The sequence below is a fragment of the Comamonas sp. FUJ_7 genome (assembly GCF_057369555.1).
Window position 1 is genome coordinate 444,545 of sequence record NZ_JBXXZI010000001.1, and the last position, 22,334, is coordinate 466,878.

At 59.2% G+C, this 22,334-nt stretch carries 18 protein-coding genes; 7 read left to right on the top strand and 11 right to left on the bottom strand.

Features of this window, described 5'->3' with window-relative positions; translation table 11 throughout:
* Positions 1-170: 170 nt before the first annotated feature.
* Positions 171-1,925 carry an amidohydrolase gene (locus tag AC2I9W_RS02040; protein ID WP_486408384.1) on the top strand — a complete coding sequence of 585 codons (1,755 nt, stop codon included), beginning with the start codon at positions 171-173 and terminating at the stop codon, positions 1,923-1,925.
* 55 nt (positions 1,926-1,980) lie between these two features.
* Here the strand turns inward: AC2I9W_RS02040 and AC2I9W_RS02045 are convergent, their stop codons facing one another.
* From AC2I9W_RS02045 to AC2I9W_RS02070, 6 genes are all read right to left on the bottom strand, one after another.
* Positions 1,981-3,051, bottom strand: coding sequence for an FUSC family protein (locus AC2I9W_RS02045; RefSeq protein WP_486408385.1), 1,071 nt, complete (start codon positions 3,049-3,051; stop codon positions 1,981-1,983).
* 122 nt (positions 3,052-3,173) lie between these two features.
* Positions 3,174-4,586 (bottom strand): APC family permease, encoded by a 1,413-nt coding sequence (locus AC2I9W_RS02050; protein ID WP_486408386.1) that lies wholly within the window; start codon positions 4,584-4,586, stop codon positions 3,174-3,176.
* Positions 4,587-4,884: 298 nt separating this feature from the next.
* Positions 4,885-5,358 (bottom strand): EVE domain-containing protein, encoded by a 474-nt coding sequence (locus AC2I9W_RS02055; protein ID WP_486408387.1) that lies wholly within the window; start codon positions 5,356-5,358, stop codon positions 4,885-4,887.
* A gap of 36 nt (positions 5,359-5,394) precedes the next feature.
* Positions 5,395-5,889, bottom strand: coding sequence for a hypothetical protein (locus AC2I9W_RS02060; protein ID WP_486408388.1), 495 nt, complete (start codon positions 5,887-5,889; stop codon positions 5,395-5,397).
* Between the two features lie 165 nt (positions 5,890-6,054).
* On the bottom strand, positions 6,055-6,312 hold the full coding sequence (locus tag AC2I9W_RS02065; RefSeq protein ID WP_158391270.1) for a GlsB/YeaQ/YmgE family stress response membrane protein: 258 nt from the start codon (positions 6,310-6,312) through the stop codon (positions 6,055-6,057).
* 195 nt (positions 6,313-6,507) lie between these two features.
* Positions 6,508-7,134: a C40 family peptidase gene (locus tag AC2I9W_RS02070; RefSeq protein ID WP_486408389.1), complete on the bottom strand. Its 627-nt coding sequence runs from the start codon at positions 7,132-7,134 to the stop codon at positions 6,508-6,510.
* Between the two features lie 366 nt (positions 7,135-7,500).
* Here AC2I9W_RS02070 and AC2I9W_RS02075 point away from each other — a divergent pair, with 366 nt between their 5' ends.
* The 4 genes from AC2I9W_RS02075 (at position 7,501) to AC2I9W_RS02090 (ending at position 13,298) form a co-directional block, all read left to right on the top strand.
* Positions 7,501-8,103, top strand: a complete 603-nt coding sequence (locus AC2I9W_RS02075; RefSeq protein ID WP_486408390.1) for an isochorismatase family protein — start codon at positions 7,501-7,503, stop codon at positions 8,101-8,103.
* A gap of 409 nt (positions 8,104-8,512) precedes the next feature.
* Complete coding sequence (locus AC2I9W_RS02080; RefSeq protein WP_486408391.1) at positions 8,513-10,405, top strand: propionate--CoA ligase; 1,893 nt, start codon at positions 8,513-8,515, stop codon at positions 10,403-10,405.
* Positions 10,406-10,546: 141 nt separating this feature from the next.
* The gene (locus AC2I9W_RS02085; protein ID WP_486408392.1) at positions 10,547-11,935 is read left to right on the top strand and encodes a phosphomannomutase/phosphoglucomutase; all 1,389 of its coding nucleotides are present in this window, start codon (positions 10,547-10,549) and stop codon (positions 11,933-11,935) included.
* A 28-nt stretch (positions 11,936-11,963) separates the two neighbouring features.
* A complete protein-coding gene (locus tag AC2I9W_RS02090; protein ID WP_486408393.1) occupies positions 11,964-13,298 on the top strand; it encodes a 3-deoxy-D-manno-octulosonic acid transferase in 1,335 nt (444 codons plus the stop codon).
* 243 nt (positions 13,299-13,541) lie between these two features.
* Here the strand turns inward: AC2I9W_RS02090 and AC2I9W_RS02095 are convergent, their stop codons facing one another.
* The 5 genes from AC2I9W_RS02095 to AC2I9W_RS02115 form a co-directional block, all read right to left on the bottom strand.
* Entirely contained in the window at positions 13,542-15,008 is a 1,467-nt protein-coding gene (locus tag AC2I9W_RS02095; RefSeq protein ID WP_486408394.1) for a TolC family outer membrane protein, read from the bottom strand.
* Positions 15,009-15,100: 92 nt separating this feature from the next.
* Positions 15,101-15,448 (bottom strand): rhodanese-like domain-containing protein, encoded by a 348-nt coding sequence (locus AC2I9W_RS02100; RefSeq protein ID WP_486408395.1) that lies wholly within the window; start codon positions 15,446-15,448, stop codon positions 15,101-15,103.
* A gap of 117 nt (positions 15,449-15,565) precedes the next feature.
* Positions 15,566-16,276 (bottom strand): protein-L-isoaspartate O-methyltransferase family protein, encoded by a 711-nt coding sequence (locus tag AC2I9W_RS02105; RefSeq protein ID WP_158391277.1) that lies wholly within the window; start codon positions 16,274-16,276, stop codon positions 15,566-15,568.
* A gap of 49 nt (positions 16,277-16,325) precedes the next feature.
* A complete protein-coding gene (locus tag AC2I9W_RS02110; protein WP_486408396.1) occupies positions 16,326-19,553 on the bottom strand; it encodes an efflux RND transporter permease subunit in 3,228 nt (1,075 codons plus the stop codon).
* Positions 19,554-20,819 carry an efflux RND transporter periplasmic adaptor subunit gene (locus tag AC2I9W_RS02115; protein ID WP_486408397.1) on the bottom strand — a complete coding sequence of 422 codons (1,266 nt, stop codon included), beginning with the start codon at positions 20,817-20,819 and terminating at the stop codon, positions 19,554-19,556.
* Positions 20,820-21,047: 228 nt separating this feature from the next.
* On the opposite strand from AC2I9W_RS02115, the gene msrA reads away from it, so the two are divergent.
* Both msrA and AC2I9W_RS02125 read left to right on the top strand, forming a co-directional pair.
* Positions 21,048-21,584 carry a peptide-methionine (S)-S-oxide reductase MsrA gene (gene msrA / locus AC2I9W_RS02120; protein WP_486408398.1) on the top strand — a complete coding sequence of 179 codons (537 nt, stop codon included), beginning with the start codon at positions 21,048-21,050 and terminating at the stop codon, positions 21,582-21,584.
* Positions 21,585-21,699: 115 nt separating this feature from the next.
* On the top strand, positions 21,700-22,209 hold the full coding sequence (locus AC2I9W_RS02125; protein WP_486408399.1) for a hypothetical protein: 510 nt from the start codon (positions 21,700-21,702) through the stop codon (positions 22,207-22,209).
* The last annotated feature ends 125 nt before the right edge of the window (positions 22,210-22,334 follow it).

Sequence of the window (22,334 nt, forward strand, 5' to 3'; positions counted from 1 at the left end):
CACCCAAAGAGCAGGCTACCCTCTTTTTTGTGAGCTTAAGGCTCTTTATAGTAAAGGCCTGAAGCCTGTTTTCATGCTGAATTTTGGAGGGGCTTTGAGCCTCAGCTTCAGAGTCACAGACTGCTTCACATGAGCATCGTGGTGACACAGCTCTTTCGTAGAGGAGCATCATGCAAAAACGCCAGTTTCTTGCCACCGCAGCTTCGCTGACGGCATTGTCATCAACGCTTTGGCTGTCGGGCTGTGCTTCGAGCAAGCCCCAGGGCAGCGTCCAAGCTGCTGAGCAGATCTACTACGGTGGTCCGATTCTCACCATGAATGATGCACAGCCTCAGGTAGAGGCTGTTGCCGTTGTACAGGGGCTGATCGCCGCTGTCGGCTCGCTTGAGAGCATGCAGGCGCTGCGTGGCCCCACAACACGCATGGTGGATCTGCAAGGGCGTACGCTGATCCCGGGCTTTGTAGACCCCCACAGCCATATTGGTGGTGTGGGGCTGCAGGCCATTTCAGCGAATCTGCTGCCGCCTCCCGACGGCGCAAATGCCACGATCGCAGACTTGCAGCAAACGCTGCGTAACTACATCCAGACCTCTGCCGAAGTCAAAAAACTGGGGATTGTGCTGGGCTTTGGCTATGACGACTCTCAGCTTCAAGAGCGGCGCCACCCCACGCGAGACGATCTGGATGCGGTCTCGCGTGACTTGCCTATCGCCGTGATTCACCAGTCAGGACATTTCGGCGCACTCAACTCTGCGGCTTTGGCACGCGCAGGCATTGGCGCACAAACGCCGGCTCTGGAAGGGGGCGTCATTCGCCGTCGCATCGGCAGTCAGGAGCCTAATGGGGTGCTGGAAGAGAATGCCTTTTTCTTCACGCTGGGCAAGCTCATGCCCAAGATGACGCTGGAGCATTCCATGGAGTGGCTGGAAAAAGCCCAGCAACTCTATCTGCAGTTCGGCTACACCACGGTGCAAGACGGACGCTCCGATATGGGAGCGATTGCATCGGCCATGACCTTGGCGGAGTCGGGGCGTCTGGTGGTTGATGTAGTTTCTTACCCCGACATCCTCAAGCTGGGCGAGGGCGCCTTGCCAAATCACCTCCAGTTCAGCCGCGGCTATAAGAATCACTTCCGCATTGGTGGCGTCAAGCTCACGCTGGATGGTTCTCCCCAAGGCAAGACTGCCTGGCTAAGCGAACCCTATCTGCAGCCGCCAGAAGGGCAGAAACCTGGCTATCGGGGCTATGGCGTGCTCAGCGATGCCAGGGCCAATGAAGAAGTGGCAAAGGCCATACGCAATGGCTGGCAGATTCTGGTACACGGCAATGGGGATGCGGCCATTGACCAGTTCATTGCGGCGGTGCGCGCGAGCGGGCCAGTGGAGCAAGCCCGTGCGGTTCGGCCTGTGCTGATTCATGGTCAGACTTTGCGTCGCGACCAAGTACGTCAGCTCAAGGAGCTGGGAATTTTCCCCTCGCTGTTTCCCATGCATACCTTTTACTGGGGGGACTGGCATCTCGAGTCGGTATTGGGAAATCCGCGGGCGCAGAATATTTCGCCGACGGGATGGGTGCTGGAAGAGGGCATGAAGTTCACCTCGCATCACGATGCGCCTGTGGCGCTGCCATCCTCAATACGCGTGCTCGATGCGACCGTAAACCGCACGACACGTTCGGGGCGTGTACTGGGGCCTGAGCACCGTGTGTCGCCCTGGGTGGCTCTCAAGGCACAGACCATCTGGTCGGCCTATCAGCACTTTGAAGATGATCGCAAAGGCTCGATCGAGGTCGGGAAACTGGCGGATCTGGTGGTGCTGTCGGATAACCCGCTGACCGTGCCGTCGCATCAGCTGGCCAACCTGCAGGTGCTGGAGACGATTAAGCAAGGGCGAACGGTTTATCAACGCGGCTCATGGAACTCCTGAATTGAGAGCTTTTAGCGCTTGTATACCAACCGTTTGAAGCCAATTTGAAGCTGAGTCATGCATCGCGTGAGCCAATCAGTGCGCGCAGCGCCTTCTCCAGCTGAAGCGCGTTTTCATACACCAGCAGCCACTCTGGTCGTAGTGGCACAGAGGACTCTGGATGAGTCGGGTATTCGCTCATGGTCGCCAGCGGGTCGTCGGCTTTCAAAGCGACGACCGTGGGCTGATTGGCCAGGTCCAGACAGGCAGCGGTGAGCCAGCGGCAATAATCGGCCAGTCCTGCAGGCGGCGGCATGTGAGTGTGAGAGGTGGCGCGGTTCAGGCTCTCGGCCAGCAACAAGGCGGTGGCATAGACGCGAACCGCATGGCGGTCATAACGCCGTGTGACAAAGGCAAGCCGCTCGGCATTGAGGCGCCCTCTCAAGGACCAGCGACGTGAGGAATGCGCCTGACCTACGGCAGCGCGCAAAGCGGCCAGCGACTCATGGGCCAGGGAAAGCTGACCCAGAGCTGTTTCGGCCGCGTCCGGTTTCTGTTGCTGGCAGGCTTTGAGTGTGAGATCAAGGCCATTGGCAAGCTGCTTGAGAAAGGTGGAAGCGGCTCGCCCAATGTCCTTGATCGGATTGGAGGTCAGCAGCACCTGGCTGAAGATCAGGCCGACGGCTGCACCCACGACGACATCGAGCAGGCGCGAGGTGCCGGCCATGCTGGGGCCTAGAACCAAAACCAGAATGACCGATACCCCGGCCTGAATCGGCACTACAGGGGCAGGGCCGATTATGGCCCCGAGCAAGATGGAGAGAAAAGCCCCCAGACTCATGCGCAAGAGAAGGTGCTGCTCGGGCCACTGCCACAGCAAATCGCCAATCACGATGCCCAGCGTGCAGCCTATGAGCAGACTGCGAGCCTGCTTGAGGTGGCTGGGCAGGCCTGGCGCCAGGCATATCACGGCGGTGACCACGGCAAAGGCGGGCTTGGCGTGCCCCCAGAGCTGCTGGGCGATGACCCACGCCAGCATGCTGGCCAGCGCAGCGGCAAGGGCGTCACGCAATGCCAGCCGGGCTCTGGATGGCAAAGTGGCCTTGGCACGGCGCCAGGCCAGCATGAATGGGGTGCTGAAGCGCAATCTCAACTCCTGTGTTCCGAGTACATGGCTCCTATGCCAGGATCTTAGAGCGCTCTGCGCATCGAGCCTATCTGGGATGGTGGGCTTGGCGTGAATTGCAGCCCACCTTTGAGAGGATGGGCTTAATCCGTCGTGTCCTCATACTGAGGTGCCGGCACACGAAAGCCACTGGTAATGACAGCCAGATAGGCAATGCCAATACTGGCCCAGATCAGGCCGGAGTTCAGCGACGTGGGTTCAACCTTCAGCCACATGGCACCAACGCTGATGAAACCCAGCACGGGGGTGACGATGTAGCGAAGCACATCGCCCAGGCTTTGCCAGCGGCGCTGACGCCACACGTATTCCGCCAAGACCGAAAGATTGACAAAGCTGAACGCCGTCAGTGCGCCAAAGCTGATCAGAGCCACTACATATTCCAGGCTCAAAAAGCCAGCAGTCAGGGCTACGGCACCGACCAGCAAGATGTTGTAGGACGGGGTAAAGGACTTGGGGCTGATATGGCCGAAGAAACGCTTGTGGATGACGCCGTCGCGCCCCATCACATACATCAGGCGCGACACCCCGGCATGAGCAGCAATGCCCGAGGCCATCACGGTCACGATGGCAAATGACAAGACCACCGATTTGAACAAGGCGCCACCGACCAGATAGAGGATTTCGGGCTGTGTTTCGTCCACGGCTTCGAAGTATTGCTTGGGATCACCGGGAAAATACAGCTGCAGGAAATATGTGGCCACGATAAAGATCAGGCCCGAGATCAAGGCAGTCAGAAAGATGGCCTTGGGCAAGGTGTTCTGGGTGTCATGGGTTTCTTCGGCCAGAGAGCTCAGCGAGTCAAAGCCGGTAAAGGAGAAGCACAAGATCGTGGCACCTGTAATCAGAGCGCCAATTTCGGCCTGAGCGCTCCAAAAGGGTGAAAGGCTCCACAGGCCTTGTCCACTTTGCTCGGCAATCGTGCCCAGAGCATTCTGGCCGGCGTGCAGCTCGCGCCAGATCATGAAGGTGAAGATGGCAATGATGAGCAGCTGGAAGAAAACGATGATGCCATTGAAGTTGGCAACAAACCGGATACCGCGCAGATTGACGAAGACCATCAGCGCTGTCAGACCGATGATCCAGACCCAGTGGTTGATTTCCGGGAACATGGACGTCAAGTAGATCTTGGCCAGCAAGATATTGACCATGGGCGAGAGCAGGTAGTCCAGCAAGGACGACCAGCCGACCATGAAACCTACATTGGGATGGATGGCCTTTTGTGCATAGGTGTAAGCCGAGCCGGAAGAGGGGTAGCGCCGGATCATGTGGCCGTAGCTCAGCGAGGTGAGCAGTACGGCCAGCAAGGCGACAAAGTAAGAGGTGGGAACATGCTGCAGTGAATCGCGCGAGACCATGCCAAAGGTGTCCAGCAGCGTCATGGGCTGGATGTAGGCAAGGCCGATGATGACCACATGCCAGAGCAGCAGGGTCTTTTGCAGGCGAGCGGGAGCGGAGGCCGAGGCCGCCGAGGGAGGGCGATCAGTCAGTGCAGTCATCTTCTACAAGAACAAGAGAGCCGGTACAAACCTGCACCGGCCTGCGCGCGGCATGGGGCTGAGAGCAATCTCCCAAGGCCATTGCCGCCGTGTTATCGATGGTTTGGGCGCACCCCGAGGTGGGGCGCCGTTCTTGGTTTTTGCCAAGCCTCGGAGCAGGCTCAAGCAAAAGGTCGGCCATTATCGGCGTTTGTAAGCTCGCCGGTGGTTCATCCAGAAAATTGCCTAGAAATTCAGGCGGTATCGATGCTGATAGCTATGAATAAAAGAGCTGCAGGCATGAGTCGATGCCAATCCTTTATCTGCCTTGCAGCAGAGACTGTATGCATTCCCACTCGGCTGCGCTCACGGGGGTGATGGAGAGCCGGTTGCCTTTTTGCAGCACCCGCATCTGGCTCAGTGCTGATTGCTCGCGCAGCTCTGCAATCAAGATCGGACGGGTTTTGCGAATGGCCTGTACATCAAGCATCAGCCAGCGCGGCTTCTCGGGCGGGGACTTGGGGTCGTAGTACGGGTCGGCAGGATCGAATTGCGATGGATCTATCCGGAGATTGCCCGCAATCCTAGCGATCCCGTAAATGCCTGGCTCGGCACAACTGGAGTGCCAGTACAGCACACCATCGCCCACTTGCATGGCATCACGCATGAAGTTACGGGCTTGATAATTGCGCACACCATTCCAGGCAATCGTCTGCGCAGGTGCTGCCAGTGCATGGTCTATGGAGTATTCGTCTGGCTCATTTTTCATGAGCCAGTAGGAGGGAGTATTCATACTCGCATTGTCAGTGACGAAAGCGTGAGTTTCAGGCTACTGGCGACGCTTCCATGGGCCGCTGTCTTGGGGCCCCCAGCTACGAATGAGGTCGTTGTTGCGACTGAGTAGGTTCTGGGTGTCCAGCCATCTTCCAGGAATGTCTAGTTCTGCTTCCTGGACGACGCGTATGCAGTCCTGGATATGGCGCTCGCCCAGATAGCGCAAGGTGGCGTAGCCAATCGAGGCAGCGGCAATCTGCCCCAGCAGGGGAACGTATTTGGCGGCCTGTTTGGTGCTCATGCGCACTCCGACCACGCGCCCAAGGCGTAGCACCATGTCGCGTGTGATGAGCTTGCCGATCAGCACAGAGCCAACCATGGCAATGGCTTTTTGTGCCTGCTCGCGTTTACCGGGGGAGAGCTTGTCTAGCTGTTCGGGCGTCAGGCCGAATTCCTGATTAATGCGTGGATACAGCTGTGCAAGCAGTGCAGCATCGGTAGCCCAATCCAGACCTGGAATGGGAATTGTGCTGGCCGCTGCACTGATCAAGGCTCGTTTTTTCAGCAGGCTGCGAGCTCTCTGAGTTGCCTGTCGGAGGTCTTGGTGTTCTGCGCGGGTGGCAGAGAGGTTTCTGAGGCTTGGGTCTTTTTTCCACATATTCGTAGTCGATGTTGGAAATAGAAAAAGGGGCCAGTAGCCCCTTTTGCCTGAAGTTCAGCTGGACTCGGACTTGCCTCGTACCATGCCATAGATAAACAGCAAAATCACGGCACCAATGACAGAAGCAATCCAGCCTGCGGTCTCTCCAGGTTGGTACCACCCCAGTGCAGAGCCCAAGTAAGTGGCGACAAAAGAGCCTACGATGCCAAGAAGAATGGTCATGATCCAGCCCATGCTGTCATTGCCAGGTTTGATGGCGCGCGCAATCAGGCCCACGATAAGGCCGACGATGATGGTTCCAATGATGTACATGCAAGACTCCCTTGTAGAGCAGGTTTGACGAAGCACACTCTACGCGTGTGACAGAAGCGCTTTTGTCGGACGATGTTGAATCGTTGAAAGAATCAATCGTCAACTCTGCAAACAAACGTATTCGGTATGGGTAGCAGTGCAAAGAAAAAACGCCTGCATTTGCAGGCGTTTGACGCATGAGCCGATGAGGTCATGTCAGGGCTGCAGTGGGCCCAGGGCGCTGTAAGCAGCGGCAGCGGTCATGGAAGAGTCTGCACCTTCAACACGGCGTGCGCCATCAAAACGGCGGGCCCAGTAAGAGGTCTGCATGCTTTCCACGCGGACACTGGCACCGGTACGAGGCGCGTGAATGAACTTTCCGTCGCCTACATAGATGCCAACATGGCTAAAAGTGCGACGCATGGTGTTGAAGAAAACCAGATCGCCGGGCTTGAGGTCATTGCGGTCGATTTGCTGAGTGGCTTTGGCCTGCTCTGCAGAGACGCGAGGCAGAACTTTGCCCATGGTCTGGGAATAGATGGCACGGACAAAGCCGCTGCAATCAAAGCCGGTTTCTGCACTGGTCCCGCCCAGGCGATAAGGCACGCCAAGAAAGCCCATCGCCGTCACCACCAGGTCGGAGGTTTTTTCGGTCACGTTCTGGCGTGCTTCACGAACGAAGTCAGTCGTTTTCTCGGCCACGGAGTGGCGAGCTTCACGTAACTGGGTGATAAGACCGCGGTTGACCAGCAACTGGGTCATGTCGTCGTCACGCTGCTCGGTGGGAGCTGCATGCGCAGAGGTAACGCCGACCAATAAAAGTGCAATGAGCCATCGGGACATGGGGCAAGAGGGTAACACGTCCATTTGTAGGATGGAGTCTCTATTTACAAAATTTTGTGTGTGCGCTTGATGTGTGGCAAAAAATGATCTGAGCCTATACGGCTGCTGCTTTACAAGCTCACAAATTCAGAGTGAATAGCTGCTGCTTCATTCCTTTTTGCTTATAGGGATATTCACTGTGCATGGCTGCAGGCAGGCCCGGTTTATTCGTGCTTTCTATCGTGGATCATGCTTGCAGCGACAATAGCGCTATTGCTGGTTGTCAATGCTGGGCACGAATCAAATGCCCCATTGGTCTGTTTTGATTGCGGTGCAGGACTTTCTAAGTAGCCTGCCTGCCAAATACTGTTTAAAGAAAGATTTCCCATGTTGCTAGAAGCCTCCGAGTCGCAACTGGTTCTGGTGGATTACCAAGACAAGTTGATGCCTGTTATTCATGAAGGCGCCGAGGCCTTGGCCAATGCAGTCAAGCTCGCCAAGGTGGCGCAGCTGCTTGAGGTGCCTGTCTGGGGGACGGAGCAAAATCCCTCGCGCCTGGGCGCGAACAATGCAGAGCTGAAGGCCATGTGCCAGAAGACACTTGAAAAAATGTACTTCAGTGCTGTACCGGAAGGACTGGGCGAATGGTTGCGTCCTCCTGCAAAGCCTCAGGGCGGTAATGCACGTAGCCTGCCCAAGCATTTGCAAAAGCCACAGCAACAGGCGCCAGAGCGCAACATGGTGGTGATTGCGGGTTGTGAAACCCACGTCTGCCTGCTGCAGACGGCGCTGGAGTTGCTGGAGGACGAGTTTGATGTGTGGGTGGTGACGGATGCTTGCGGCTCGCGTACCGAACGCAATCGTGATGCGGCCTTTGACCGTCTGGCCGGTGCTGGTGCTGAGCTGGTGACAACCGAGATGGTGCTGTTCGAGTGGCTGCGTACTTGCGAAGACCCGGCCTTCAAGCAGATGCTGGCACTGGTGAAATAAGCGCTAGCAGCTATTGAATCGAGAGCGCCTGCGGGCGCTCTTTTTTTGCGCTCTTTTTTATTTGCGCAAGATGATGATGCAAAGACCCACCACCAGCCCGAAGTGGGTGGCAGTGATCCAGATGCTATGAGGAATATCCATGGTGTGATTTAGCGAGTGTTGAATAGAGCCTCACTGTGGCTGCCTCGTTTGAAGAGTGTGGGAAGCTTGTGAAGCCTGCGTGAAATCGCAGCAGCAAGAGGTCGAAAAAGGAGTTCCTTGTCTGGAAAGCCGTGATGAGGTGGCGGCGCCAGCTGACGTGGAGTGGCGCAAGATGACGGCGCTTTGTCAGTTTTTGGCAAGTGCGTTATGAATAATTCTGAATTCAGAAGGCTTTCTGCAAAGGATGGAAAGCCAAGGAGACCTATTCATGAAGACGAATTTCAAGGATTTCTATCGCCGCTCTATTGAAGACCGCGATGCATTCTGGGCTGAGCAGGCCGAACTGATCGACTGGCAGCAAAAGCCCACGCAGATCTGCGATTACAGCAATCCACCGTTTGCCAAGTGGTTTGCAGCAGGCACCACCAATTTGTGCCACAACGCCATTGACCGGCATCTGAGCACACGCGCTGACCAGAACGCGCTGATTGCAATTTCGACAGAGACTCAGACCGAAAAGGTCTACAGCTACCGTGAGCTGCATACAGAGGTCAATCGCATGGCGGCAGTTTTGAAGTCGCTGGGTGTGGAGCAGGGCGACCGGGTACAGATCTACATGCCGATGATTGCCGAGGCCTGTTTTGCCATGCTGGCCTGCGTCCGCCTGGGGGCCATTCACTCCGTGGTGTTTGGCGGCTTTGCCTCTGGGGCGCTGGCTTCTCGCATTGATGATGCTGAGCCCAAGGTCATCGTCAGTGCCGATGCCGGTTCACGCGGTGGTCGTGTGGTCGCCTACAAACCATTGCTAGACGAGGCGCTCAAGCAGTCTAAGCATCAGCCCGCAGCCGTGTTGATGGTGAACCGTGGGCTGGCTGACATGCCCATGCAGCCCGGGCGTGACCATGACTGGGCTGCCTTGCGCGAGCAAAACCTGAATGCCCAGGTCGATTGCGTCTGGGTCGAATCCACACATCCCAGCTATACGCTCTACACCAGCGGCACGACTGGCAAACCCAAGGGCGTGCAGCGTGACACAGGCGGCTATACCGTGGCGCTGGCGGCCAGCATGCCGCATATTTTTGACGGTCAGCCGGGGCAGACCTTTTTCTGCACTAGTGACATTGGCTGGGTGGTGGGGCACAGCTACATCATCTATGCGCCGCTGATTGCAGGGATGGCGACGGTGATGTACGAAGGCCTGCCAGTCAATCCTGATGCAGGTATCTGGTGGAGTATTGTCGAGAAGTACAAGGTCACGCACATGTTCTCGGCGCCCACTGCGATTCGGGTACTCAAGAAGCACGATGCCCAATACCTGAAGCGCTATGACATCTCCAGCCTCAAGGCGCTGTGGCTGGCCGGTGAGCCGCTGGATGAACCCACGGCAGCGTGGATTAGTGAAGCCATCAACAAGCCCATCATTGACAACTATTGGCAGACGGAAACAGGCTGGCCCATCATGACGCTGTGCAACGGCGTGCAGCCGCAGGCGACCCGCTTCGGCAGTCCCGGCAAGGCCGTCTATGGCTACAACGTCAAGCTGATCGACGATGCGACCGGGCAAGAGTTGACAGGCTCCAACCAGAAAGGTGTGCTGGCCATCGAAGGACCGCTGCCTCCTGGCTGCATGCAAACCGTGTGGCGTGATGACAATCGATTCGTCAATACCTACTGGAAGAGCATTCCGGGCCGGCTGATTTACAGCACTTTCGACTGGGGCATTCGCGACGAGGATGGTTACTACTTCATCTTGGGGCGCACCGATGATGTGATCAACGTGGCGGGCCACCGGCTGGGCACGCGCGAGATTGAGGAGAGCATCTCGGCCCATGCGCAGATTGCCGAAGTGGCTGTCGTGGGCGTTGCCGACACGCTCAAGGGGCAGGCGGCCTTGGCTTTTGCCGTAGTGCGTGACGCTGCAGCAGTGACGGATGCCACAGCCAGCAAGGCGCTCGAAGCCGAAGTGATGAAGCTGGTGGACTCTCGCTTGGGGGCCGTGGCACGCCCGTCTCGCGTGGTTTTCGTGACAGCCTTGCCCAAGACCCGCAGCGGAAAATTGTTGCGCCGCGCCCTGCAGGCGGTGGCAGAGGGGCGTGATCCTGGTGATCTGAGCACCATGGAGGATCCGGCGGTGCTGGCTCAGGTTCAACAGCGTCTATAACGCTCAACAAACCCTGTCTGTGAATGCAGGCCCGAGGCTATCGCGCTCGGGCCTTGCTGTTTGCAGCCTAAAATCGACCGATAACGCTTTGCAGCAATGTGCTGGGCGCTATGAAATTCAAAACTTCAAGAAAGAGCTGTCGTGCAAGTTGCATCCTCCATCTTCAAGGCCTATGACATTCGCGGCATCGTGCCGAGCACGCTGACCGAAGAGGTCGCCCGTGGCATCGGCCGCGCTTTTGGCATGGCGGCTCTGGTTGCCGGTGAAAAGACCGTGGCCGTGGGCCGCGATGGTCGCCTATCCGGTCCTTCGCTGTCGGCCTCGCTGATGCAGGGCCTGACCGATGTGGGCGTGAACGTGATCGATATCGGCATGGCCACCACGCCCATGCTGTATTTTGCGGCGGCCACGCTGTGCACCAGCGGCATTCAGGTGACGGGCAGCCACAACCCCAAGGATTACAACGGCTTCAAGATGGTGCTGGCTGGCCGCGCCATCTACGGCGATGAAATCCAGGCACTGCGCGTGCGGATGGAAACCGAAGACTGGACCATCACCGGCGCGGGGCAGATCAGCCAGGCCGATGTGCTGGCCGATTACAGCTCCCGCATCGTCGGTGACATCAAGCTGGCGCGCCCCATGAAGGTGGTGGTGGACTGCGGCAACGGCGTGGCCGGTGCTTCGGCGCCCGGCATCTTTCGCCAGCTGGGCTGCGAGGTGGTTGAGCTGTTTTCGGAAGTTGATGGCAATTTCCCCAACCACCACCCCGACCCCAGCAAGCCCGAGAACCTGCGCGATGTCATCCATGCGCTGCAGACCACGGATGCAGAGCTGGGTCTGGCTTTTGACGGCGACGGCGACCGTCTGGGCATCGTCACCAAGGACGGCCAGAACATCTTCCCAGACCGCCAGATGATGCTGTTCGCCAAGGATGTGCTCTCGCGCGTGCCCGGCGGCTCCATCGTGTTTGACGTCAAGTGCACCCAGCGCCTGGCGCCCGAGATCGAGGCTGCTGGTGGCAAGGCCGTGATGTACAAGACGGGTCACTCCCTGGTCAAGGCCCGCATGAAAGAGCTGGGCGCGCCTCTGGGTGGTGAGATGAGCGGCCATATCTTCTTCAAGGAGCGCTGGTACGGCTTTGACGACGGCACCTATGCGGGTTGCCGACTGCTGGAAATCGTCAGTCGCGAGGCTAACCCCAGCGCTGTGCTCAATGCCTTGCCCACCAGCTTCTCCACGCCAGAGCTGAACGTGGCATGTGCCGAAGGCGAGCCCCACCGTCTGGCAGCCGAGCTGCAAGCGCTGGCCGCCACGGAATTTGCCGCGCCTGCCAAGGTCAGCACCATTGATGGCCTGCGTGTGGATTGGGCCGATGGCTTTGGCCTGATTCGCGCCAGCAACACCACGCCCGTGCTGGTGCTGCGTTTTGAAGGCCACAGCGAAGAAGCACTGCATCGCATCGAGGCCCAGATGCTGGGCCTGCTCAAGCGTGTCAAGCCTGACGCCCAAGTGGGTGCATCGACGCACTGATAAATACGGATTGACCCTGAATCAAGGCATGACCAAACCCGCTCCCATGACCCTGGCCCGTGCGCTTTTCAGCGTGCTGGCCTGGGCAGCACAGCCCTTGCTGAGCCGCAAACTGCGGCGCAGAGCCGTGGCCGAGCCCGGTTATGCCGTGGCAGTGCCCGAGCGCTTTGGCTACTACCAGCCTCAAGACCTGGGCCAGGATGGTCATGGCCAGTGGATCTGGATTCACTCCGTCTCTCTGGGGGAGACCCGGGCCGCCGCCATTTTGGTCAAAGCGCTGCGTGAGCGCATTCCGAACATGCGGCTGCTGCTGACCCACAGCACGGCGACCGGCAGAGAAGAAGGCGCAAAGCTGCTGCAGCCTGGAGATTTACAGGTCTGGTTGCCGTGGGACACCTTGGGAGCCACCCGGCGCTTTCTCCAGCAGTTCCGTCCAGCAGTGGGCGTGTTGATGGAAACCGAAATCTGGCCCAACCTGATTGCCGCCTGCGCCAATGCTGGCGTTGCGCTGACCCTGGCCAATGCCAGGCTCAATGAAAAGTCCCAAGCGGGTGCTTTGAAGATCAAGCCCATCTCCCGGCCTGCCTACGCGGCCTTGGCCGCCGTTTGGGCTCAGACCGAAGAGGACGCTAGGCGACTGCGCAATGTCGGCGCCAAGGTCGATGCGGTGTTGGGCAATCTGAAGTTTGATGTGCACATTGATGATGGGCAGCTTGAACAAGCCAGGCAGTGGCGCTCTTTGCTGAGCAAGCCTGTCTTGCTCTTGGCCAGCAGCCGCGAAGGTGAAGAAGCGCAGTTCATAGAAGCGCTCAAGGCTTTGGGCGATGAGGCTGCCGCCGTGCAATGGCTGATTGTTCCGCGGCACCCTCAGCGCTTTGATGAAGTGGCGCAGCTATTGGTGGATGCCGGCTTCGCCGTTTCACGGCGCAGTCAGTGGGACTTGGTGCCGCCGGTCTCATCGGCCAGCACGAAGAGTATCGAAGCGCAGAGCATCTGGCTGGGGGACTCTTTGGGTGAGATGCCTTGCTACTACGGGCTGGCCTCAGCGGCCCTGATGGGCGGCAGTTTTGCCCCCTTGGGTGGACAAAATCTGATTGAGGCGCTGGCCTGTTCTTGTCCGGTAGTGCTGGGGCCGCACACCTTCAACTTCAGCCAGGCCTCGGATGAGGCGGTGCAGGCCGGCGCGGCTTTGCGCGTGCCCGATATGAGGGCGGGGCTGCAAGCCGCACTGGCGTTGCTTGCACAGCCACAGCGCCTGGATGCTGCCGTTCAAAGCGGCTTGCAGCTGATGCAAGCCAATCGCGGCGCTGCGGCGGCCACGGCTGAGCGCCTGCTGGAGATTCTCAAGGCGAGACAGCCGTAAGCCAGGCAGACCGAATCGGGCGGCAACTCCCAAAAAAGTAGCTGCAGGCGCTTGTCACAACTTGATTTCAGGTGCAAAACGATTTGAAGTTCAATGCTGGAGGGTGCTATGCGCTCTTTTATCGATAGTGTTGCCCTCTGAGGCTTGTGAAATCGTGAACCTGCCCAGGAAGAGGTTCATGCGGCTCATCAATGCCTCACGCCCTGATGCTTTAAAGCCTCAAGGCCTGCTTCAACACCTGCCTCAGCGCTTGGGTGTGCGCTGCGGCGCTTTCACCGGCTCGGGACTGTCCAGGGCGGCAGCTGTGTCCTTGGTCGTGATGCTGGGTGTGTGGGTCAGAGCGTCGATGGCACGCAGATCGTCGTCTTGCAAAACACCTGCGGCCTGCCGCAATTTGAGCTGTCCCAGCAGCACCTGATAGCGAGCATTGGCCAGGTCGCGCTCGGTTTGATAGAGCTGGCTTTGCGCATTGAGCACATCGATATTGATGCGAACTCCCACCTCGTAGCCCATCTGGTTGGCTTCGAGCGCGCTCTTGCTGGACAAGAGCGCAGCTTCCAGTGCCTTGACCTGGGCATGACCGGACTGAACGCCCAGAAAGGCCGTGCGTGTCGATTGCTCCACCGTGCGGCGCGCATCATCGAGCTGGGCGCGTGCTTTGTCCTCGAGCGCCACGGTCTCCTTGACGCGGTTCTGTACGGCAAAACCGGCGAACAGCGGCATATTCATCACCACGCCGATCTGCGCCGCATTGGTGTGCGAGCCTGCCGTGAGGTTGGGCATCATGGAGCCATTGGGGTAGCGATTGACCACATAACCCGCTTGCAGATCCACGGTGGGTTTGTGTCCGGCCTCGGCCTTTTGGGTCTCCAGCTTCGCAACGTCGAGCGCCAACTGGGCCTGGCGCAGCTGCGGCTGTGTGCTCAGGGCCTGATCCACCCAGCTTTGCATATTGTCTGGCTCGATCTGGGGCAGGGTCACCGGCGCTGCCAGGGGCATGGGCTCAATGCCGACGCGGCCTACCAATTGATCCAGAGCCACGCGCTTGACCTGAAGTTCGTTTTGCACCGCGACCTCCTGGGCGGTTACCAGGTCGAAGCGTGACTGGGCTTCACGCGCATCGGTGATGGTGGCTGTGCCCACCTCAAAATTGCGCTGGGCCATCTCAAGCTGGGTGCGGATGGCCTGCTTTTGCGACTGTGCTACGCGCACGCTGTCCTGTGCGGCCAGGACGTCGAAATAGGCCTGGGCCACGCGCACGATCAGGCTCTGTGCTGCCGCATCCAGCTGGGCCTGGGCCACATCCACGCCGCGTTGGCCTTGTTCGTAGGCAATCTTGTTGGCCGGCCGGTACAGCGGCTGCTGGGCACTGAGCTGCAGGTTCTGCGTGGTGTTGTTGACGCTGTAGTCCAACGCAGGCTGGGTAGCAGACTTGGCCATGCTGATGTCGGTGTGGGTGCGGTTCACACCGCCCGACAGGCCCACGCTGGGCAGCAAGCCGGAGCGGGCCTGATCGGCACGACTGGCCGCTGCACGTGCATCGGCCTGCTGGGCTTGCCAGGAAGCGTCATAGCTGCGCGCCTGCGCCACCAGCTCGGACAAGGACTGCGCTTGTGCCTGAGCGCCGCCCCATGCCAACAAAACTCCCAAGGAAATAACACGCAAGGCGTGGACGGATGGGATTTGCAGGGGCCTGGGCAGCTTGGTCATAGACGTCAGGGTAGGGTGGTCTCGATCACAACAGAGAAGGCATAAAACGCGGAGTGAGCCGGACGGGTCATGGTCCACTCAAGGCTCCATATTCAATAACGGGGTACCGCCGGATCGGCGCTCAGCGACCAGGCGTCAATGCCGCCGGTGATGTTGCTCACATCCTCAAAGCCGTTGTTGACCAGAAAGGCCGCCACACTCATGCTGCGTGCGCCATGGTGGCACAGGCAGGCAATGGGGTGGTCTGGATCGAGCTCCTGCAGGCGTGCAGGGATGTCATGCATGGGGATGCAGCGCAGCTCGAAGCCCTCACCGGGCTGAATGCTGGCCTGGGCGATTTCCCAGGGCTCGCGCACATCCAGTACCACGGGCTTGATGCCGTTTTCGGCATAAGAAGCCAGCCATTGCTGAAACTGTGCGGGCAAAACCTGGGTCAACATAAAAACTCCTGGTGGCTGGCGGCGGATGGAGAAGGCCAGCCCTGATGCTGTAAGAAGGCCCCGAACCGGGTGCCCAGCCACAGACTGGGGCGGTTGCAGGGCGAATTGCGCAAGCGCTTAGAACGAGAAGCGCGAGGGCTCTTCAAAGCCGTTGAGGCGGCTGGCTGCGGTATCCCAGGGCTGCTTGACTTCGAAGTTGTTGCCGTTCTTGGTGACCAGCGTGAAGCGCATCACAGGCATATGGCCGACGATGGCTGCAATGCGGCCGCCTTCGTTGAGCTGGGCATAGAGGGCTTCAGGAATGCTGGCCACCGAGCCGCTGAGCACAATGACGTCAAAGCTGCCTTCCGCCAAGGAGGCGGTTGCACCGTTGGCCAGCTTGACTTCGACGTTCTTGACACCGGCGCTCACCAGGTTTTCACGGGCCATCTCGGCCAGCTCGGGGTCGATCTCCAGGGTCACGACTTCCTTGGCCTGAGCGGCCAGCAAGGCGGCCATGTAGCCGGAGCCCGCACCGATCTCGAGCACGCGGTCGGTGGGCTTGAGCTGGACGTCTTGCAGCATGCGTGCCTCGATCTTGGGTGCCAGCATGTGCCAGCCCTTGGCAGCCGCTTCTTCGGGGTTGCCCTTCAAGGGGACTTCGATGTCCATATAGGCCAGGTTGGCGTACTCGGGCAGCACAAAGTCTTCGCGGTGGACCTTGCCCATCAACTCCAGCACCGCATCGTCCAGCACGTTCCAGGGGCGGATCTGCTGTTCGATCATGTTGAAACGAGCCTGCGCGTGCACGTCGCGCGGGTCTACTTGGGCGTTCATTGGCAAGGCCATGGTATCTCCGGGGAAAGACTTATCAGGACAAACCGCTGATTCTACGAGCCTAAGAGGCTTTGTGCGGCGGCTCGCTGCTTTTTGGGTCTGCACCCAACCATTTGCGACGCAGCCATTGCGCAAAATCATCGAGATAGCAGTACACCACGGGCACGACCACCAGCGTCAGCAGCGAGGAGGTGATCACGCCGCCAATCACGGCCTGTCCCATGGGCGCGCGTTGCTCCGAGCCTTCGGTGACGGCAAAGGCCAGCGGCACCATGCCGAAGATCATGGCCAGTGTGGTCATCAAAATCGGGCGCAGACGCACGCGGGCGGCCAGCAGCAGCGCTTCGCTGCGCGGCAGGCCGGGCAGGAGCTGGCCTGTGGCTGCATCGAGCTGTGGCTCACGTGCGCGGATGGCGAAGTCCACCAGCAAGATGGCATTCTTGGTCACCAGCCCCATGAGCATGACGATGCCGATGATGGAGAACATGGACAGGGCTGAGCCAAACATCATCAGTGCCAGCACCACGCCGATCAGCGTCAGAGGCAGCGAAGTCATAAGCGCCAGCGGCTGCAGGAAGCTCTTGAACTGGCTGGCCAGAATCATGTAGATGAAGATGATGGCCAGCATCAGCGCCGAAATGGCATAACCAAAGGACTCGGCCATGTTCTTGGCAGCACCGCTGAACTGATAGCTGTAGCCCGGCGGCATGGGAATTCCGGCCAGGGCCTGACTGATATCGCCGCTGACCTCGCCTGTGCTGCGCAGATACACGTTGGCGTTGATGGCGACCTCGCGGTTGAGATTGCGGCGGTTGATCTGGCTGGGGCCGGTGCCTTCGAGCACGCTGGCGACCTGGTTGAGGCGCACGATGCGCATGCTGCCGTCGCTGGCCGACAGCGCAAAGGGAAGGCGCTCCAGGTCCTGCGGTGTGGTGCGCGCCTCGGGCGTGAGGCGCACATTGACGTCATAGGTCTGGTCATCGCTGGCGCGCCAGTTGCCCACCGTTTGACCAGCCACCCAGATGCGCAGGGCATTGGCCATGCTTCCCACGGAAAGCCCAAGATCTGCTGCGGCATCACGGTGAACCTCAATGTTCACCAGCGGCTTGTTGGGTTTGAGACTGGAGTCCAGATCAACCAGGCCTGCAATGGAGCTGATGCGCTCTTGAACGATTTGACTCAGGCGCGCCAGCTCGTCAAGGTCAGGCCCCATGAGCGAGAACTCCACCTGCTTTTGTCCCCCCACGGATTCGCGCAAGCCCACATGGGTGACCTTGATGCCGGCAATCGCCTGCAGCTTGGGACGCAGATAGGCCGAAATTTCATCCACATTGCGCTGGCGTTGATGTCGGTCCACCAGGCGTACATAGATATTGGCGTAGTTCTTGCCGCTGGCGTTGCCGGTATTGATGGTGGTTAGCGTGTAGCGCACCTCGGGCAGCTCGCGCAGGATCTGCGTGACCTGCTGGGCCTTGGCCTCTGTGGCTTCGATGGAGGAGCCTTCGGGTGTGTTGAACGTCACCGAGGTCTCCGAGAAGTCTGCCTTGGGCACAAATTCGGTTCCAAGCAAAGGTACAAGGGCGATGCTTGCTATGAAAATCAAGAATGCCAGTGCCAGTGTGAGCAGCTTGTGGGCCAGCGACCAGCGCAGAATGCTCTGATAGAAGTCCGAGAGCTTGTCGCTCATGCGCTCCACCCAGGCCGTCACCCGACCCAGTGTGCGGTCGTACAGGCTTTTGCCGCCATGCTCACCATGGCCATGAATGGCCGGGTCGTGCCAGACGCTGGAGAGCATGGGGTCCAGCGTGAAGCTGACAAACATGGAGATCAGCACGGCGGCCACGATGGTGATACCGAACTCGTGAAAGAACTGGCCGATGATGCCGCCCATGAAACCAATGGGCAGGAATACGGCGACGATGGACAGCGTGGTCGCCAGCACGGCCAGTCCAATTTCCTGAGTACCCTCCAGCGCTGCCTGATAGGCGTTCTTGCCCATTTGCACATGGCGCACGATGTTCTCGCGCACCACGATGGCGTCATCAATCAGCAGTCCCACACACAGCGACAGTGCCATCAGCGTGACCATGTTGATGGAAAAGCCAAACCAGTACATGAAGAGGAAGGTGCCAATCAGCGCGATGGGCAGTGTCAGCCCCGTGATCACCGTGGAACGCCAGGAGTTCAGGAACAGAAACACGATGAGCACCGTGAGTACGGCCCCTTCAATCAGCGTCTGGCGCACGTTGTCCACCCCCACACGGATGGCACGAGAGTTATCGGCAATGGCCTGCAGTCGCACGCCTGGCGGCAGCTCAGGAGCAATGGCTGCAATGGCTGCGTTCAAGCCATCGACCACTTCGATGGTGTTTTCGTCCTGGGCCTTTTGCACGGACATCAGCAAGGTGCGGCTGCCGTTGTACAGGGCCAGCGTCTGCAGCTCTGCCGCATCGTCCTGCACGCGAGCGAGCTGACCGACCCGAATCGGCGCACCATTGCGGTGGGCGACGATGATGCGGGCAAACTCTTCGGGGCGTTGAATGCGCGCATCAATCTGCACCACGCGTTCCTGCGCCCTGGAGCGGATCGCTCCCACGGGCAGGTCCTGGTTTTCGGCGCGCACTGCCTGGGCCACCTGCTCGGGGGTGATGGAGTAGGCCTCCAGTGCCTGCGGGTCCAGGTAGATGTTGATCTCGCGCTGGGTCGCACCCACCAGGTTCACGGCTCCCACGCCGCGTACATTTTCCAGCCGCTTTTTCAGCACCTGGTCGGCCCAGCTGGTCAGCGCAATCGCATCGGGCGGGGTGACGGTCTGGCCGTTTGGCGCTGTTTCTCCGTGCAAGGCATGCGGATCTGGCAGCACGGCCAGCGACCACACCGCCGTGCTGGCCGGGTCAAAGCGAATGACTCGCGGCTCCTTGACCTCGTCACGCAGAGTTGGGCGCACGGACGCGACTTTCTCGCGCACGTCATCGGCTGCCCGCCGCCCGTCGATGTGCAGCTGAAACTCGATGATGACGACACTCGTGCCTTCGTAGCTGCGCGAGGTCAGGGCGTTGATACCCGCCACCGAGTTGACGGCCTCTTCGATCTTCTTGGTGACTTCGCTCTCCACGATCTCCGGGGAGGCTCCGGGATACTCCACGCTCACCACGACCACGGGGAATTCAATATTCGGGAATTGATCGACCTTGAGCCGCTGGTACGAAAACACCCCCAGCACCACAAAGGCCAGCATGAGCATGGTGGCCAGTACGGGGTTTTTCAGACTGATGCGCGTGAACCACATTTACTGGCTCCTGCTGTGGTCCGCCGGGGCGGCTGTCGATGCAGGCGCAAGCTCCACCAGCGTGCCTTCGCGCAAGGCACCCGAAGAGCCGGCCAGAGCACGCTCACCCGCATTCAGCCCTTTGAGAACCTGAACCCAGGTCACTCCGTCCACTGATGCCTGGCGGCCCAGCTCCACACTCTTGTGCGCAATGCGCAGTTCTTGGCGTCCCGGCTGCTCATGCGAGCGCTCGGGCGCTCCAGAAGTTGCAGGTGAGTCCAAGCTTGTCAGCACTTGAACATACGGCAAGGGCTTGTCGGTGCGCACTGCTGCCAGGGGAATGGCCAGTTGGCTGGAGTTGCCGGTAATGATGCTGCCTTGCAAGAAAAGGCCAGGGCGCAGGTGGAAGCTGGGTTGACTGCTATCGCTTTGAAGCTTGGCTGCATCCTGAATCGCCAAATACGTTGCCACGGTGCGCGAGCCGGTCTGGGCAATGGGGTTGATGCGCACCACCTTGGCGTGAACGGTGCTCGTGCCCTGAGCTGCTCCAGGCACTTGAAGCTCAGCCAGTTGTCCGACCTCGACTTGCACCGAATCTGCAGGGGCCAGTTGGGCCATGATTTCCAGCTGGTTGGGGTCAACGACTTCGACGATGCGCGCTTCTACGCCTACGCGTTCGCCGTCTTGTACAAAGCGCTGGGCAATCTGACCGTTCATGGGGCTGAGGATGACGGCATCGGTGACTGCCTTGCGAGTGGCGTCAGCCGCGGCCTGAGCGGCCGCTAGGTTGGCCTTGGCAGTGTCAAGGTTGGCCTGTGAAGTTGCCAGGGCCGTGGTGGAAATAAAGCCTTTTTGCACCAGTGCGGCATTGTTGTCATGATTGCGCTGGGCAATGAGCAGCTGGGCCCTGGAGGCGTCTGCTTGCTGCTGTGCCTGGCGCCAGCGAGCTTCAGACTCGGCAGCATCGATGCGAGCCAGTTGCTGGCCTTTTTTGACGCTGTCGCCCTCGCGCACCGTCAGGCCACGCAGCTCGCCGGAAACGTAGGCTTTGACCACAGCGGAGTTCACCGCCTGCACCACGCCGTTCAAAGGAACTGTCAGGGCCAGTGGACGCTGCTCCACGCTGATGACCTCGCTGACAGTCAGCTGTATGGGCAGCTCCTGCTGCACAGAGCTGTTGGCCACGGCCTGTTTTTTGTGCTGCAGATTGGAGGTGGCCCGCCAGCCAATGACAATCAGCAAGCCGATGAGGGTCAGACTCAGGGCCCAGCGGCCAGAAAGCTTCATGATGTGATTCCCTCGATGCAGGTTTTTGTATTTGTGCGCTGCATCCTAGACATGTGGATGATGGTCTTTTTTGCAAAGCAGCACGTAGTTTAGTGGGCGCGCTGCGGCACGGCGAGCTTTGAAAGCGCTCGAGTGGTGCCAATGGGGCGAGAATTTGAGCTACGCTCGCTGGGCACATAGGCAGCTGGTGTATGGGCGGCAGGTGTGTTTGGATACAAGGAAACTGAGATGGCTGTTGAAACCATTTATCTGGGCGGTGGTTGCTTTTGGTGCACTGAGGCGGTGTTTGACCGCGTGCGTGGCATTGTGGATGTACAAAGCGGTTATGCCAATGGGCATCTGGATCACCCCAGCTACGATGACATTTGCACGGGCCAGACGGGCCACGCGGAAGTGGTGAAGCTGGACTTCGATCCCGCTGTGATCAGCCTGCGTGATTTGCTACTGATTTTCTTCGGCACGCATGACCCGACCACGCTAAACCGTCAGGGTAATGATGTGGGCACGCAATACCGCAGTGCCATCTTCACGACCCAGGCACAGCAGGCCGATGTCGCAAAAAACCTGGTGGATGAAATGCAGGCCGAAAAAGCCTTTGATGCGCCCATCGTCACGCAGATCGAGCCCTTGACGAATTACTGGCCCGCCGAAGACTACCACCAGGATTATTTTTTGCAGCACTCCAACCAGGGCTATTGCGCCTTTGTGGTGGGGCCCAAAGTGCAGAAATTTCAGCACGCGTTCTCGCGCTGGCTCAAGGATTAAACCCCGTCTCGGGTTGAGACGCTCGAGTGCAGATACACTCTGCAACCTTCGGCCTCTTGATTCAGCTTGATCCATCTGGCCGCTTGCTGTTCACGAACGCTTTCACTGCTTCCACGTGTCAATCCATTCCCGTTTGCGTAGTCCCCACCGGTCAGCACCGTCTGACGGGAGCGCCAGCCTGCGTGCAATGTGGGTAGAGCGCTGGAATATGCGCTGGCTCATGGGGCTGCTGGCTCTGAGCCTGTTGCTGGGGCCGACGCTGGGTCAGATGCACCGAGCGGTGCATGCAGGAAGTGCTTCTTCCAGCACGGCCTTTGTGGCTCATGCTCACGCGATTCAGGCGGTAGCAGTTACAGCCGATGCAGCTGACTGTGCGACCGGTGCAAACGCCTGTGGCGCTGATCTGGCCTGGGTTCATGCCTTGTTTGCCGGACATGGACCGGCCGAGTGTCAACTGCTGGACCAGGCAAATCATGGCTATGCCGGCCCGCCAGTCGTGCTGGCGTTTAACGCAGCAGCACCTCCATCGCTGCTCCCCCAGCCCCAGGCGCCCGCGCCAAGGGCTATCTTTGTCGCTGCTCCACTGACGGCGCGTGCACCTCCCTCGCATCTCACGCTGGCGTAGGCGTTTTGTCATGCAGTGGCATGACAAGCTCACTTGCGTCAAAAAAATCCAAATTGATAGCTAATAGCGCTTGATACATAAGTGCTTGAGGCTGTTTTGATTGAATTTTCTGTGCATGCTTTTCT

What these genes read in the sequence shown, in the direction of transcription:
- AC2I9W_RS02050 (WP_486408386.1), bottom strand. Translation starts at nt 4,586, where the DNA reads ATGACTGCACTGACTGATCGCCCTCCCTCGGCGGCCTCGGCCTCCGCT.
- AC2I9W_RS02040 (WP_486408384.1), top strand. Translation starts at nt 171, where the DNA reads ATGCAAAAACGCCAGTTTCTTGCCACCGCAGCTTCGCTGACGGCATTG.
- AC2I9W_RS02110 (WP_486408396.1), bottom strand. Translation starts at nt 19,553, where the DNA reads ATGTGGTTCACGCGCATCAGTCTGAAAAACCCCGTACTGGCCACCATG.
- AC2I9W_RS02100 (WP_486408395.1), bottom strand. Translation starts at nt 15,448, where the DNA reads ATGTTGACCCAGGTTTTGCCCGCACAGTTTCAGCAATGGCTGGCTTCT.
- AC2I9W_RS02095 (WP_486408394.1), bottom strand. Translation starts at nt 15,008, where the DNA reads ATGACCAAGCTGCCCAGGCCCCTGCAAATCCCATCCGTCCACGCCTTG.
- msrA (WP_486408398.1), top strand. Translation starts at nt 21,048, where the DNA reads ATGGCTGTTGAAACCATTTATCTGGGCGGTGGTTGCTTTTGGTGCACT.
- AC2I9W_RS02070 (WP_486408389.1), bottom strand. Translation starts at nt 7,134, where the DNA reads ATGTCCCGATGGCTCATTGCACTTTTATTGGTCGGCGTTACCTCTGCG.
- AC2I9W_RS02105 (WP_158391277.1), bottom strand. Translation starts at nt 16,276, where the DNA reads ATGGCCTTGCCAATGAACGCCCAAGTAGACCCGCGCGACGTGCACGCG.
- AC2I9W_RS02115 (WP_486408397.1), bottom strand. Translation starts at nt 20,819, where the DNA reads ATGAAGCTTTCTGGCCGCTGGGCCCTGAGTCTGACCCTCATCGGCTTG.
- AC2I9W_RS02055 (WP_486408387.1), bottom strand. Translation starts at nt 5,358, where the DNA reads ATGAATACTCCCTCCTACTGGCTCATGAAAAATGAGCCAGACGAATAC.
- AC2I9W_RS02090 (WP_486408393.1), top strand. Translation starts at nt 11,964, where the DNA reads ATGACCAAACCCGCTCCCATGACCCTGGCCCGTGCGCTTTTCAGCGTG.
- AC2I9W_RS02080 (WP_486408391.1), top strand. Translation starts at nt 8,513, where the DNA reads ATGAAGACGAATTTCAAGGATTTCTATCGCCGCTCTATTGAAGACCGC.
- AC2I9W_RS02065 (WP_158391270.1), bottom strand. Translation starts at nt 6,312, where the DNA reads ATGTACATCATTGGAACCATCATCGTCGGCCTTATCGTGGGCCTGATT.
- AC2I9W_RS02075 (WP_486408390.1), top strand. Translation starts at nt 7,501, where the DNA reads ATGTTGCTAGAAGCCTCCGAGTCGCAACTGGTTCTGGTGGATTACCAA.